This window comes from Nocardioides sp. CPCC 206348 (assembly GCF_048654705.1).
Classification (GTDB): Bacteria; Actinomycetota; Actinomycetes; order Propionibacteriales; family Nocardioidaceae; genus Nocardioides.
In genome coordinates, this window is sequence record NZ_JBMCZA010000111.1 from 1 (window position 1) to 13,828 (window position 13,828).

Below are 13,828 nucleotides of genomic sequence, written 5' to 3' on the forward strand. Positions count from 1 at the left end.
CGCGAGCGGCTGCTGCTGCGGGCCACGGACGAGCTGGTGGCGGACCAGGACCTGTCGGACGCGCTGTGGGCGGAGCTCGGCGAGCAGTTCGACGAGCGCGAGAAGATCGAGATCGTGATGCTGGCGGGCCACTACGCGATGCTGGCGACGGCCCTGCACGCCCTGCGGGTGCAGCCGGACAAGCCGCGCTGACCGTTGTCGGTGGCCGCCCGTACGCTGAATCCATGCGTCCGGTCACCGATCTCGAGCGTCGAGTCGCCCCTTTCCACGTCGAGTCGGACTACGTCCCGTCCGGTGACCAGCCGGCCGCCATCGCCGAGATCACCCAGCGGCTCAACGCCGGCGCCAAGGACGTCGTCCTCCTGGGTGCCACCGGCACGGGAAAGACCGCCACGGTGGCCTGGGTCGCCGAGCAGGTGCAGCGCCCCCTGCTGGTGCTGCAGCCCAACAAGACCCTGGCCGCCCAGTTCGCCAACGAGCTGCGCCAGCTGTTCCCGAACAACGCGATCGAGTACTTCGTCTCGTACTACGACTACTACCAACCCGAGGCGTACGTCCCGCAGACCGACACCTACATCGAGAAGGACTCCTCGATCAACGAGGAGGTCGAGCGGCTGCGCCACTCGGCGACCAACAGCCTGCTGACCCGCCGCGACGTGATCGTGGTGTCGACGGTGTCGTGCATCTACGGCCTCGGCACCCCGCAGGAGTACGTCGACCGGATGCTCCGGCTGCGCGTGGGGGAGGAACACGACCGTGACTCGGTGCTGCGACGTCTCGTCGAGATCCAGTACACCCGCAACGACATGGCCTTCACCCGCGGCACCTTCCGGGTCCGGGGCGACACGCTGGAGATCTTCCCCGTCTACGAAGAGCTCGCCGTCCGCATCGAGTTCTTCGGCGACGAGATCGAGCGGCTGATGACGCTGCACCCGGTCACCGGAGAGGTGCTCACCGAGGACACCGAGCTCCACGTCTTCCCGGCCAGCCACTACATCGCCGGCCCGGAGCGCATGGAGAAGGCGATCAACGGCATCGAGCTCGAGCTCGCCGACCAGCTGGCGACCTTCGAGCGGCAGGGCAAGATGCTCGAGGCGCAGCGCCTGCGGATGCGCACGACGTACGACGTCGAGATGATGCGGCAGGTCGGTTCCTGCTCCGGCATCGAGAACTACTCGATGCACATGGACGGCCGCGCGCGGGGAACGGCGCCCAACACGCTCCTCGACTACTTCCCCGAGGACTTCCTGATGGTGGTCGACGAGTCGCACGTGGCGATCCCGCAGATCGGCGGCATGTACGAGGGCGACATGTCCCGCAAGCGCAACCTGGTCGATCACGGCTTCCGGCTGCCGAGCGCGATGGACAACCGGCCGCTGCGCTGGGAGGAGTTCCTCGAGCGGATCGGCCAGACCATCTACCTGTCGGCGACCCCGGGGGACTACGAGCTCGACAAGGTCCAGGGCGACGTCGTCGAGCAGATCATCCGCCCGACGGGCCTCGTCGACCCCCAGGTGGTCGTGAAGCCGACCAAGGGCCAGATCGACGACCTGATCCACGAGATCCGGGTGCGCACCGAGAAGGAGGAGCGGATCCTGGTCACCACCCTGACCAAGAAGATGTCCGAGGACCTCACCGACTACCTCCTCGACGCGGGCATCCGCACCCGCTACCTGCACTCCGAGGTCGACACGCTCAAGCGGATCGAGCTGCTGCGCGACCTCCGTCTCGGCCTGTACGACGTCCTGGTCGGCATCAACCTGCTCCGCGAGGGCCTCGACCTGCCGGAGGTTTCCCTCGTCGCGATCCTGGACGCCGACAAGGAGGGCTTCCTGCGCTCCGACAAGTCCTTGATCCAGACCATCGGCCGGGCCGCCCGCAACGTGTCGGGCGAGGTCCACATGTACGCCGACCGGATCACCCGGTCGATGGAGTCGGCCATCGAGGAGACCAACCGCCGCCGCGAGAAGCAGGTGGCCTACAACCTGGCGCACGGCGTCGATCCCCAGCCGCTCCGGAAGAAGATCGCCGACATCACCGAGATGCTGGCGCGCGAGGACGAGACGACCCAGGAGCTGCTCCAGACGTGGGCCGACGCGGGGGTGAAGGGTCGCGCCGGGGGAGTGCGTCCCAAGAAGTCGCCGACCCCGCAACTGCGGAGCACCGACATCGGCGGCCATGCGGCAGCGTTGGCAGGCCTGCCGAGCGCCGACCTCGCCCAGCTGATCCAGGACCTCACCGACCAGATGAAGGGCGCTGCAGCGGAGCTCCAGTTCGAGCTCGCGGCGCGGTTGCGCGACGAGATCAGCGACCTGAAGCGCGAGCTCCGTCAGATGATGGAAGCCACGAAGTAGCCCTGCTCCGGGTGGCTCACTTCCGTCGCGCGGCCAGTCCGACCATCCGGGCGACGACCAGCGCGATGTAGAACACCCCGGCCACCTGCTCGACCATCACGAACGAGCGCGCCTGGTCCATCACGGGGTAGACGTCGGACAGGCCGACGCTCGTCAGCGTGGTGAACGACAGGTAGAGCAGCTCGAACCAGGGGAGCGCCTCGGCGCCGTCGGCGCTGTTGAACCCGATGAAGGATCCGGGCCAGAGCACCTGCGCGGCGGCGTAGAGGTAGGCGAACCCCCAGGCGACGACGGTGAACGCCGCGCCGGTCGCGAAGATCTCGTCGCGGGTCACCTCGTCGTCGTGGAACAGGTAGCGGAGCATCGCGTACGACACGAAGAAGTAGAACGGCACGTGGAAGGCCGCCGAGGCGAGCACCACCCACTCGGTGTCGGGGCTGATCGCCTCGGCCACGGTCAGGGCCATCGCCGGCACGCCGAGGAAGCCGCCCACCCAGGCCAGCACGGGCGTGCGTCGTACGGCCCAGACGGCGGTGAGGACCACGAGCATCTGCACCACGCCCAGGACGGCCCGGCCGACGGTCGAGTCGTCGAGGCTCGGGTAGGCCAGGACCACGGTGAGCTGGGCGAACAGCAGGACGGCCGACGGATGGCCCCCGGCGGCCCGGACGGCGGTCATGATCCGGCTGTCTGCTGTGGGCACGTCCCGATCCTAGGGAGTCGGTCGGCCGTCGCGGTGCAGGCGGCTGCACGCGCCTGCCGTGACTCGGGTACGGGGGAGGGCGTTGAGTGTGCGTAGGGGCGTTGTAGCGTTGGTCACAACGAGAACGTGTTCTACTATTGCCGGGCAGTGCGGCTCGGGCCGCTGAGGGACATGACGGGAAGAGGAGACGGGGCGTGGCGTTCAACGCCGTTTCGGTCGTACGTGGCCCCGGTGAAATCGCGGTCATGGTGGTCGAGGTCACCAAGATCATCTTCACGCGCAAGTTCCAGGTCCGGGAGTTCCTCGAGCAGGCCTGGTTCGTCACGACCGTCACGCTGATGCCGACGATCATGGTGTCGATCCCCTTCGGCGCGGTCATCTCGCTCCAGGTCGGCAACCTGACCGGTCAGCTCGGGGCCCAGTCCTTCGCCGGCGCCACGGCCGTGCTCGCCACGGTGCGCGAGGCGGCTCCGATGGCGGCCGCCATGATCATTGCCGGCGCTGCCGGGTCCGCCATCTGTTCGGACCTCGGCGCCCGCAAGATCCGCGAAGAGATCGACGCCATGGAAGTGCTGGGCATCGACCCGCTCGAACGCCTGGTCGCCCCGCGGGTGGTGGCGACGGTGTTCGTGGCCCTGATGATCAACGGCATCGTGATCGCCGCCGGGATCGGAGGCGGTTACTTCTTCACCGTCATCGTCCAGGGCGGATCGGCCGGAGCCTTCCTCTCGACCTTCGCGCAGCTCGCGTCGCTGCCCGACCTCTACATCGCCATGATCAAGGCCGCCATCTTCGGCTGGCTGGCAGCGATCATCGGGGCCTACAAGGGGCTCAACGCGGGCGGCGGCCCGAGCGGCGTCGGTCGCGCCGTCAACGAAGCGGTCATCATCGCGTTCATGGCGCTGTTCTTCCTGAACGCCGTGATCACCGCCATCTACTTCCAGGTCGCTCCACCGGTGGGTCTGTGATGTCGGCGGCCAGTGAGTTCTTCGGAGGCGCCGTCCGGGCGCGCCGTGCCTCCCTCGAGGGGTACGGCGACCAGCTGCTCTTCTACGTCAAGGCGCTCGCCTGGGCGCCGCGCGCGATCCGGCGCTATCCCCGCGAGATCTCGAACACCCTCGCCGAGGTCGCCTTCGGCGCCGGGGGACTGAGCCTGATCGCCGGGTCGGTCGGCGTCATCGCGTTCATGGCCTTCTTCGCGGGCACCGAGGTCGGCATCCAGGGGTACGCCTCGCTCAGCCAGATCGGCGTCGCGAAGTTCAGTGCGTTCATCTCGGCGTATTTCAACACCCGTGAGGTCGCTCCGCTCGTGTCCTCGATCGCGCTCGCCGCGACCGTTGGCTGCGGCTACACCGCCCGGCTCGGTGCGATGCGGATCTCGGAGGAGATCGACGCGCTCGAGGTGATGGGCATTCCCTCGCTGCCGTTCCTGGTCACCACCCGGATGATCGCGGCGTTCATCGCGGTGATCCCGCTGTACATCGTCGCCCTGTGCGCGTCGTACCTCTCGCCGCGACTGATCGTCACCCTGATCTACGGACAGTCCGCAGGAACCTACGACCACTACTTCCTGCAGTTCCTGCCGCCGATCGACATGCTCTGGTCGTTCTTCAAGCTGCTGTTCCTCGCGGTCGCCGTGATCCTGATCCACTGCTACTACGGCTACACCGCGTCCGGCGGACCCGCCGGTGTCGGCCGTGCTGTCGGTACGGCCATCCGCACGAGCATCGTGACCATCGTGGTGGCCGACTTCTTCCTGAGCTTCGCCATCTGGGGCTCGACCACGACCGTCAGGATCACCGGATGAGGGGGGTCCTGCCGTGCTGGTGAACATCCACCATGACAGCGCGAAGGAGCACAACCGTCTCCTGGTCGCGGGTGTCGTCTTCCTCAGCGTCATCGCGCTGCTGCTCTGGCTGTCGATCGCGATCTACAACAAGACGTTCGACAACAGCACCATCGTGACCGTGAAGGCGGACCGCGCCGGCCTGCAGCTGGCGAAGTTCGGCGACGTGCGCCTCAACGGCGCGCTCGTCGGCCGTGTCGACAAGATCTCCCAGGATGGCGAGGAGGCCGAGATCACCCTGGCCATCGAGCCCGAGGCGGCCACGAAGATCCCGGCGAACGTCGAGGTGCAGATCCTGCCCACGACCCTGTTCGGCCAGAAGTTCGTGGCGCTGATCCGGCCCGAGGCCGCCTCCGCGACGGCGCTCAAGGACGGTGACGTGATCCCGTCGGACCGGGTCGAGACCAATGTCGAGCTCAGCCAGATCCTCGCCGACCTCTTCCCGCTGCTGCGCGCGGTCCGTCCCGCGGACCTCAATGCCACCCTCAACGCGCTGCTGACCGCGCTCGAGGGTCGCGGCGAGGACATCGGCGCGACGATGGACCAGCTCGGTCAGTACATCGGTGCGATCGACGAGTCGCTGCCCACGCTGCGCAAGGACCTGATCGCGCTCGCCGAGGTCGCTGACGCGTATGACCTGGCTGCCCCGGACCTGCTCGACGTGCTCGACAACGTGACCGTGAGCAGCAAGACGGTGACGGAGAAGGCGGCCGACCTCGACGTCTTCTTCTCCGACCTCACCGGCCTGGCGAACACCGCGCGTCGCATCCTCGGCGACAACGAGCAGAACCTCATCCGGATGGGTGAGGTCACCGCTCCGGTGATCGCCCTGCTGGCGCGGTACTCGCCCGAGTTCCCGTGCCTGATCCGCGGCGCCGCCAACTACGAGCCGATCCTCTCCAAGACCTTCGAGGGCAACGTCGTCAAGCAGTACATGGAGTTCGGCAACCCGCAGTACCGTCCGTACGACGAGCGTGACCTGCCGGAGTACGGCGAGGTCGGGCACGGACCCTGGTGCCTGGGCCTGCCGAAGTTCACCGTGCCGGCTCCCGGCGTGAAGCTCGACCAGGGGTCCGACATCGACGAGAAGGGCGGGTACCTCCCGTTCCCGATCCCCGGCCTCCCCAACCCGAACCCCGCCGCAGACATCGACAGTGGCTACGCCGGCAGCGCCGGCGAGCAGGAGGTCCTCAACGCGATGCTCGCTGGTGACAGCGGCCGTTCCCCCGAGGCGTACGGCGCACTGGGGTCCCTGTTGTACGGGCCCGTGGTCCGCGAAGGGAAGGCGGCCGGATGAGTCTCCCCACCGAAGCGAACCTGCGCCGTCAGCGCAACCACGCCACCTACTCGGCAGCGATCAAGCTCGGCATCTTCACCATGGTCTCCATCTTCGTGACCGGCCTGCTGGCCGTGATCATGGGCAACATCGGCTTCGGCGATCGCAACGAGTACCGGGCCATCTTCACCAACGCGACGTCGCTGTCGAAGGGAGACGACGTACGCGTCGCAGGCGTCAACGTCGGCGAGGTCAAGAAGGTCGAGCACTACGAGCGTTCCCGGGCGATCGTGACCTTCAAGGTCGACGCGGGCGTGAAGATGACGACCGCATCGCGTGCCGAGATCCGGTTCCTCAACCTCGTCGGTGACCGCTACATGGCGCTTGAGGCAGGCACCGGCTCCGAGGACGCGCGACCGCTCGAGGACGGCGGGACCATCCCGGTCGACCACACCAAGCCGGCCCTCGACCTCACCGTGCTCTTCGACGGCTTCAAGCCGCTCTTCGCAGCGCTGAGCCCCGAGCAGGTCAACGAGCTCAGCATGAACCTGGTGCAGGTGCTGCAGGGCGAGGGCGGAACCGTGAAGAGCCTCCTCGCACACACGGCTTCACTCACCGGCACGCTCGCCGACCGCGACGCGCTGATCGGTGACGTGGTGACCAACCTGAGCCAGACGTTGAAGACCGTCGACGAGCGCCACGACCAGCTCAGCACCCTGGTGATCGAGCTGAAGGACTGGATGACCGACCTGGCGAAGGATCGCGACACGATCGGCTCCTCACTCGACAACATCTCGCAGCTCACGGTGACCGTGGCGGACCTGTTGCGCCGGGGCCGGCCGTTGCTCAAGGAGGACATCGCCGCGCTGCGCGCGCTGTCCAGGCTGCTCAACAAGCCCGAGAACCGCGCCAACCTGTCGCAGCTCCTGGACCGGATGCCCGAGACGATGCAGGACCAGACCCGGACCGGCACCTACGGCTCCTGGTACCAGTACTACGTCTGCGGCTTCTCCGCGAAGATCAGGCTGCCGCTGGTCGCGAACCTGCCGATCATCAAGGAGATCCAGAAGTACATCGGGGACATCGAGTTCCACTCCAGCGCGCCGAGGTGTCAGGACTGATGGCCAGGGCAAGCGAAGCACGCGTACTGCGGCTCGGCGTGATCACCCTCGTGGTGATGGTGCTGGTGTCGGCGGCGACCTTCAACCTCGGCAAGTTCCCGGGCTTCCGGGGTACCACGTACTACGCCGAGTTCAGCGACGCCAGCGGCATCCACAAGGGCAACATCGTCCAGGTGGGCGGGATCCGGGTGGGCCGGGTCAGCGACGTCACCCTCGACGGGGACAAGGTCGTGGTGAAGTTCGACCTCGACGGCGACGTCGACTTCGGCAAGGAGAGCACGGCCTCGATCGAGGTCCTCAACCTGCTGGGCGAGAAGTACCTCGACGTGCAGCCGGTCGGCAAGGGCCAGCTCGCCGAGGGCGGCACGATCCCGGTCGAGCGCACCGAGTCCGCGTACGACATCGTCGGCGTCTTCAGTGACCTCACGAACACGACCGAGGACATCGACACCCAGCAGTTGTCGGAAGCGCTGGACACGGTGGCCGACACGCTCGATGTCTCCGCCCCCGAGATCCAGGCGTCCTTCGACGGCATCGCGCGCCTCTCGCGCAGCGTCGCCTCCCGGGACGAGGAGATCCAGACCCTCTTCGAGAGCTCGAAGGAGGTCACCAAGGTCCTCTCCGAGCGCAGCGACGACATCGTGAAGCTGATGAAGAGCAGCGACCTGGTCTTCCAGGAGCTCACCAAGCGCCAGACCGCTGTCCACGACCTGCTGGTCAACGCGCGCCTCCTGGCGCAGGAGCTGCGCGGCCTCGTGAAGGACAACGAGAAGCAGATCGGCCCCGCCCTCAAGGAGGTCGACGGCCTGGTGAGCTTCCTCTCGAGCAAGAAGAAGAAGATCAAGGAGACGCTGGCGGCCCTCGGTCCGTACGTCTCCATCCTGTCCAACATCATCGGCACCGGCCCGTGGTTTGACGCCTACGCGGCGAACCTGCTCGCCCTGCCCACCGGTGAGTTCCTGCCCGGATTCCCGGAGTGATGACGATGGTTTCCTCGATCTTCAAGCGCATCGACCGACGGGTCCTGATCCTCGTCGGCGTGGTCCTGCTCGTCGCCGTCATGATCAACGTCTTCAACTCGCCGACCAGGATGAAGACGGTGACCGCGCACTTCCCGCGAGCGGTCAGCGTCTACAAGGGCACCGACGTCCGGATCCTCGGCGTCAACGTCGGCAAGGTGACGGCAGTGACCCCGGCCGGCAACTCGGTCCGGGTCGAGATGGAGTACGACGCGTCGTACAAGATCCCCGCGGAGGCCCAGGCCGTCATCGTGACGCCGACCCTGGTCGCCGACCGGTTCGTCCAGCTCACGCCCGTGTACGTAGGAGGCGACGTGATGGCGGACGGTGCCGACATCGCGCTGCCGCAGACCGGGGTTCCGGTCGAGCTCGACCGCATCTACGCCAGCCTCCAGTCGCTGACCCAGGCGCTCGGCCCCAACGGGGTCAATGCCGACGGCACCCTCGACCACCTGCTGGCGGCGGGGGAGAAGGCCTTCTCGGGGCAGGGCACCAAGGGCAACCAGATGATCCGTGACCTCGCCCAGGCCGCCGAGACGTTCGGCGACGGCGCCGGCCCGTTGTTCGAGACGGTGACCTACCTGGCCGAGTTCACCAGGACCCTGGCCGAGAACGACACCCTGGTGCGCGCCTTCATGCAGGACCTCACTGGTGTCTCGGCGATGCTCGCCGAGGAGAGCGACGAGCTGGAGCAGGCGGTGACCGCGGTCGCCCAGGCCGTCGGCAGCGTCGAGTCCTTCGTGAAGAACAACCGGGATGCGTTCGTCACCGACGTGCGGAAGCTGACCGACGTGCTGAGCACCATCGTGTCCGAGAAGGACAACCTGAAGAAGGCGATGGAGGTCGCACCCGTGGCCATGGGCAACCTGCACATGGGCTTCGACCACGTCACCGACTCGCAGAACTCCCGCATCGGTATCGGCGGCCAGATCTGGGATGCCGACGGCTTCCTCTGCGCCGTGATCCAGCAGCAGCCGGGCATGCCTGCCGCGCTCAAGGACACGACCTGCGACCTGATCGAGAAGCTGCTCGAGCCGATCATCAGCCAGTTGCCGTGGCTGCCGCCCGAGTACAAGTCGTACCTGCCCAAGCAGGTCGACACCCCCCAGGGGATCCGGCGACCCGAGGTCACCGAGGTCTCCTACTCGACGGGTGACAACGCCTCGGTCGAGAGCCTGCTCGGAGGTGGATCGTGACCAGCCGCTTCGTGAATGGCCGACTCGGGCGCCGGTGGGCCCGCGGTGCGGCGGCGCTGCTGGCCGGCACCGTGCTGCTCACCGGATGTGACTTCGACGGCGCCTATGACCTGCCCCTGCCCGGGCACCCGGTCGACGCCGACGACGCCTTCGAGATCACGGCGTACTTCAAGGACGTCCTCAACGTCGTCCCGCGGTCCCCGGTCATGGTCGACGACGTCGTCGTCGGCGAGGTGACCGAGGTCGAGCGGGCCGGCTGGAACGCCAAGGTCACCCTGATCCTGCGCAAGGACGTGGTGCTCCCCGACAACGTCATCGCCGACATCCGGCAGGTGTCCCTCCTCGGCGAGAAGTACGTCGCCCTCGAAGCCCCGAAGGAGCAGGTGGCCACCGGTCGTCTGGCCGAGGGCGACACCATCCAGCTCGCCGAGACGGGCCGGAACCCGGAGGTCGAGGAAGTGCTCGGCGCCCTCTCGTTCCTGCTCAGCGGCGGCGGTGTTGCCCAGCTCGGCACGATCGTGCACGAGGCGAACCAGGTGATGTCGGGACGCGAGGACCGGTTGCGCAACCTGCTGTCGTCCCTGGACTCGGTGGTCGGCACCATCGACCAGCAGAAGGTCGACATCATCAACGCGCTGCAGTCGATGAACAACCTGACCACCAAGCTCAACGCGGAGAAGGACACGATCGGCGAGGCGCTCGACGCCACCGGCCCGGCGATCAAGGTCCTCGCAGCCCAGCACGACGAGCTGATCGCGATGCTGACCGCCCTCGACAAGCTGGGCAAGGTCGGCACCCGGGTCATCAACGCGAGCAAGGAGGACGTGCTGAGCATCCTCAAGGACCTCAGCCCGGTCCTGCGCAAGCTGACCGAGGCCGACGAGCAGCTCGCACCCGGCCTCAACCTGCTCGTGAGCTTCCCGTTCCCGCAGTCGGCCAACAAGATCGTCGAGGGCGACTATGCCGACACGATCATCCGCGCCGACCTGGACATCGCCAACCTCTACAAGACGCTGGGGCTCCCGGAGATCCAGCTGCCCGACCTCGGCGAGGTGCTGAACCAGGTGACCCGGTGCCTGCAGAGCGGGAACCTCACCGGGACCGCGTGCGCCAAGGTGCTCAACGACGTCAACCTGCTCAAGGACCTGCAGGACCAGTGCAAGACGGCCGCGCTCAGGACGAGCCCGGTGTGCAAGCTGCTGAACTCGCTGCCGACCCTCGACCTGAACAACCTGTTGAAGAACGGCCTGCTCGGCTCGGACGGCCCGCTGGCGGGTCTCACCCGCGGCCTGTTCGGCACCGAGGCGTCGTACGACAACGACACCACCGAGAGCCTCCTGGGAGCGACGGCATGAGCCGCGGCGTACGGATCCGGCTGATGGCCTTCGTCGTGCTGAGCGCGGTGGGCATCACCTACATCACGGCCAGCTACCTCGGCCTGGTCGACAAGGTCACCGGTCGTGGCCTCACGGTCACCGCCTCGCTGCCCGGCTCGGGCGGCATCTTCGAAGGCAGCGAGGTGACCTACCGCGGCGTCAAGATCGGCAAGGTCTCCAAGGTGGTGCCGACCGAGGAGGGCATCGACCTGACCCTCGCGCTGGACCACGACGCGAAGGTCCCGCTCGACTCGGCGATCTCGGTCCACAACCTCTCCGCCGTCGGTGAGCAGTACTTCGACTTCCAGCCTGCTGACGACAAGGGCCCGTACGCGAAGGACGGGTCGAAGTTCGTCGGCACGGCCGAGTCGCTCCCCGTCGATGAGGGCGACCTGCTGGTCGACCTCAACCAGTTCGTCCAATCGGTCGACAAGGAGAGCCTGCAGAAGGTCGTCGAGGAGCTCGGCGTCATGTTCAACGACACCGGGGCAGACCTCCAGCGACTGCTCGACGGTGGTTCGAAGTTCATCGCCGAGGCCAGCGAGCACACCGACGAGACGATCGCCCTGCTGAACGACGGCCTGACCGTCCTGCGCACCCAGCAGGGCGAGAAGGAGAACATCCGCAAGTTCGCCGCCGACCTGAACACGGTCACGACGATGCTGCGGGAGAACGACGGAAGCCTGCGCACCGTCCTCAGCGCCACCCCGGGCGCCGCGCGCGAGCTGACGCGCCTGTTGAAGGAACTGGAACCGACCCTGCCGATCCTCTTCGGTGACCTCGTCACGATCGACCAGATCCTGTTCACCGAGCTCGACGGGCTCGAGCAGCTGCTCGTCACCTACCCGGCGCTGATCGCGGGTGGGCCGAGCGGGAGCACGGCCGACGGCTACGGCCACGTCAACCTCCAGTTCGACTACAGCGTCCCGCCCTGCACCCAGGGCTACGTGCCGCCCGAGGACTGGCGTTCCACGCAGGACCTCACCGACGTGGAGCCCGCAGACGTGAGCTGTACGGCGCCCCCGCCGTACGCCATGCGGGGCAGCAGGTACGTCCCGGCGAACCGCAAGAACCGGGCGTCCCCGGGCCGCGTCTACAGTGGCACCTACGACCCGTCCACCGGCGCTGTGCCCGGGCTGGTCGACACAGCAGGGAACCCGGTGAAGCTGATGCAGCCGGAGAACCTGTCCGTCCTGGGAGGGGATGCGTGGAAGTGGCTGTTGGTGGGTCCGGTGGCGAGCCGGTGACCCCGGCGTTGACCGAGGAACGCAGCCGCGTCCGGCTCAACATTGCGCTCTATGCCGCGATCGTGATCTTCGCGTGCATGGCCGTCCTGGTCGCGATCGCGTTGAAGTCGGAGCTGGACTCGCGCGTCGACGGTGTCGACGTGGTGCCCGGTGCCGGACAGGACGTCGGCCGCGGCATCGTCCAGGCCGTCCCCCTGGCCAAGGACTCGGAGCAGGAGCGCGTCGCCGCGCAGCTCGAGGCCGCGACGAAGATGGTCACGGCCTTCGTGAACTTCAGCTACAAGGAGCCCGACGCCACCATCAAGTCGGTGCAGTCGATGTCGACCGGGGACTTCCTCAAGGAGTACAACAAGGGCGTCTCCGGCCTGAAGAAGCTCGCCAGCGAGGCCCAGTCCAGCATGGTCGCCGAGGTCGTCTGGTCCGGCCTGGTGGCCGGCGACAACGACTCGGCCACCGTGATCGTCGCCACCAGCGGCACGGTCACCAACAAGACAACGGAGTTCAAGGAAGAGGCGCGCAACTACCGGATCCAGGTCGAACTGGCCCTGGTCAAGGACCGCTGGCTCACCCGTGACCTCCAGTACGTGCAGTTGGGCTGAGGAGTACCCCCATGAGTCGCCCCACACCCCGACGCCCCGCGAGCTCGCGCGGCACCACGCCCCGACCGCGCAAGCTTGCCGGCCAGAGCCCGACGACGCGTCCGGAAGAGACCGACGAGACGGTCGAGGTGGCCGACAAGGTCGAGACGGTCGACGAGGTCGAGGCGGTCGAGACCACGTCCGAAGCGTCGACGCCTGCGCCCGCCGACGAGCCGACCGTCGAGTCCGGTGCACCCGGCCTGCTGGCTCGCCCGCGGACCACGCGCCGTCTCGTGATCGCCCTCGTGCTCGTCGCCCTGGTCCTCTTCGCCCAGGCCGTGTGGTTCGGGATCCTGAAGGTGACCGAGGACGACCCAGCGCCCAAGGTCACCGACACCGCCGGTGAGATCACCGTGCCCGACGGCCGGCCGGTCGTCGCCTCCGAGATCGCCACCGTCGAGGGTGTGGAGGCAGCCGCCAAGGCTGCCCAGGACATCGTCGCGGTCGACTACCAGAAGTACGATGCCGAGGTCGACGCTGCCGCAAAGGTGATGACCTCGAAGTTCGAGGGGCAGTACCGCACGACCGCCAGGGACATCAAGGAGCAGTTCGTGCTCCAGAAGACGGTGGTCCAGGCCAACGTCGTCGCCCAGGGTGTCGTCCGGGCCAACCGGACCAGGCTGCAGGCGCTGGTGTTCCTCAACCAGGTGGTTTCACGGGAACGCGAGGGGAAGCCGGAGACCGTGGTGACGCCCTTCAAGGTGCTGGTCACGATGGTGCACACCGACCAGGGCTGGCTCGTCGATGGTCTCGACACGGATCAGCGGCGAGACAAGACCAACTAGAACACGTTACAGTTCTGTGGTGGCCACCTCCGAGAGCGTCGAGTGCGACGTCGTCATCGTCGGCGCCGGGCCCACGGGGCTGTTCGCCACCTACTACGCCGGCTTCCGTGGCCTGCGTGTGGCGCTGATCGACTCGTTGCCGGAGCTCGGTGGCCAGATCACCGCGATGTACCCCGAGAAGGCGATCCTGGACGTGGCGGGCTTCCCGTCCGTGAAGGGGCGCGAGCTCGTCGACGGCCTGGTGGCCCAGGCGCTGACCGCGGAGCC

Annotated in this window: 13 protein-coding genes and 1 pseudogene; 13 read left to right on the forward strand and 1 reads right to left on the reverse strand. The window is 67.4% G+C overall.

The window, feature by feature from the left end; genetic code table 11:
- Together ACOADB_RS06240 and uvrB are read left to right on the forward strand one after the other, a co-directional pair.
- Nucleotides 1-192, forward strand: a pseudogene (locus tag ACOADB_RS06240) (carboxymuconolactone decarboxylase family protein); the annotation flags it as partial.
- Between the two features lie 32 nt (nucleotides 193-224).
- Nucleotides 225-2,354 (forward strand): excinuclease ABC subunit UvrB, encoded by a 2,130-nt coding sequence (gene uvrB / locus ACOADB_RS06245; RefSeq protein WP_378597089.1) that lies wholly within the window; start codon nucleotides 225-227, stop codon nucleotides 2,352-2,354.
- Nucleotides 2,355-2,370: 16 nt separating this feature from the next.
- Here the strand turns inward: uvrB and ACOADB_RS06250 are convergent, their stop codons facing one another.
- Nucleotides 2,371-3,057, reverse strand: a complete 687-nt coding sequence (locus ACOADB_RS06250; RefSeq protein WP_378597090.1) for an ion channel — start codon at nucleotides 3,055-3,057, stop codon at nucleotides 2,371-2,373.
- A 245-nt stretch (nucleotides 3,058-3,302) separates the two neighbouring features.
- Between ACOADB_RS06250 and ACOADB_RS06255 the strand changes: the two genes are divergently transcribed.
- From ACOADB_RS06255 to ACOADB_RS06305, 11 genes are all read left to right on the forward strand, one after another.
- Nucleotides 3,303-4,025, forward strand: coding sequence for an MlaE family ABC transporter permease (locus tag ACOADB_RS06255; protein ID WP_378597157.1), 723 nt, complete (start codon nucleotides 3,303-3,305; stop codon nucleotides 4,023-4,025).
- A complete protein-coding gene (locus ACOADB_RS06260) occupies nucleotides 4,025-4,864 on the forward strand; it encodes an MlaE family ABC transporter permease (RefSeq protein WP_378597091.1) in 840 nt (279 codons plus the stop codon). The genes ACOADB_RS06255 and ACOADB_RS06260 overlap by 1 nt, the downstream gene beginning before the upstream one ends.
- A gap of 19 nt (nucleotides 4,865-4,883) precedes the next feature.
- Nucleotides 4,884-6,200, forward strand: coding sequence for an MCE family protein (locus ACOADB_RS06265; protein WP_378597092.1), 1,317 nt, complete (start codon nucleotides 4,884-4,886; stop codon nucleotides 6,198-6,200).
- Nucleotides 6,197-7,300 carry an MCE family protein gene (locus ACOADB_RS06270; RefSeq protein WP_378597093.1) on the forward strand — a complete coding sequence of 368 codons (1,104 nt, stop codon included), beginning with the start codon at nucleotides 6,197-6,199 and terminating at the stop codon, nucleotides 7,298-7,300. The genes ACOADB_RS06265 and ACOADB_RS06270 overlap by 4 nt, the downstream gene beginning before the upstream one ends.
- Nucleotides 7,300-8,280: an MCE family protein gene (locus tag ACOADB_RS06275; protein WP_378597094.1), complete on the forward strand. Its 981-nt coding sequence runs from the start codon at nucleotides 7,300-7,302 to the stop codon at nucleotides 8,278-8,280. The genes ACOADB_RS06270 and ACOADB_RS06275 overlap by 1 nt, the downstream gene beginning before the upstream one ends.
- Nucleotides 8,280-9,515 (forward strand): MCE family protein, encoded by a 1,236-nt coding sequence (locus ACOADB_RS06280; protein ID WP_378597095.1) that lies wholly within the window; start codon nucleotides 8,280-8,282, stop codon nucleotides 9,513-9,515. The genes ACOADB_RS06275 and ACOADB_RS06280 overlap by 1 nt, the downstream gene beginning before the upstream one ends.
- A complete protein-coding gene (locus tag ACOADB_RS06285; RefSeq protein WP_378597096.1) occupies nucleotides 9,512-10,870 on the forward strand; it encodes an MCE family protein in 1,359 nt (452 codons plus the stop codon). The genes ACOADB_RS06280 and ACOADB_RS06285 overlap by 4 nt, the downstream gene beginning before the upstream one ends.
- Nucleotides 10,867-12,138, forward strand: a complete 1,272-nt coding sequence (locus ACOADB_RS06290; protein WP_378597097.1) for an MlaD family protein — start codon at nucleotides 10,867-10,869, stop codon at nucleotides 12,136-12,138. The genes ACOADB_RS06285 and ACOADB_RS06290 overlap by 4 nt, the downstream gene beginning before the upstream one ends.
- Nucleotides 12,099-12,737, forward strand: coding sequence for a hypothetical protein (locus ACOADB_RS06295; RefSeq protein WP_378597099.1), 639 nt, complete (start codon nucleotides 12,099-12,101; stop codon nucleotides 12,735-12,737). The genes ACOADB_RS06290 and ACOADB_RS06295 overlap by 40 nt, the downstream gene beginning before the upstream one ends.
- Before the next feature lie 11 nt (nucleotides 12,738-12,748).
- Entirely contained in the window at nucleotides 12,749-13,561 is an 813-nt protein-coding gene (locus tag ACOADB_RS06300) for a hypothetical protein (RefSeq protein ID WP_378597100.1), read from the forward strand.
- A gap of 19 nt (nucleotides 13,562-13,580) precedes the next feature.
- Nucleotides 13,581-13,828, forward strand: a 248-nt coding sequence (locus tag ACOADB_RS06305; RefSeq protein WP_378597101.1) for an FAD-dependent oxidoreductase, incomplete at its 3' end; no start/stop codon positions are given.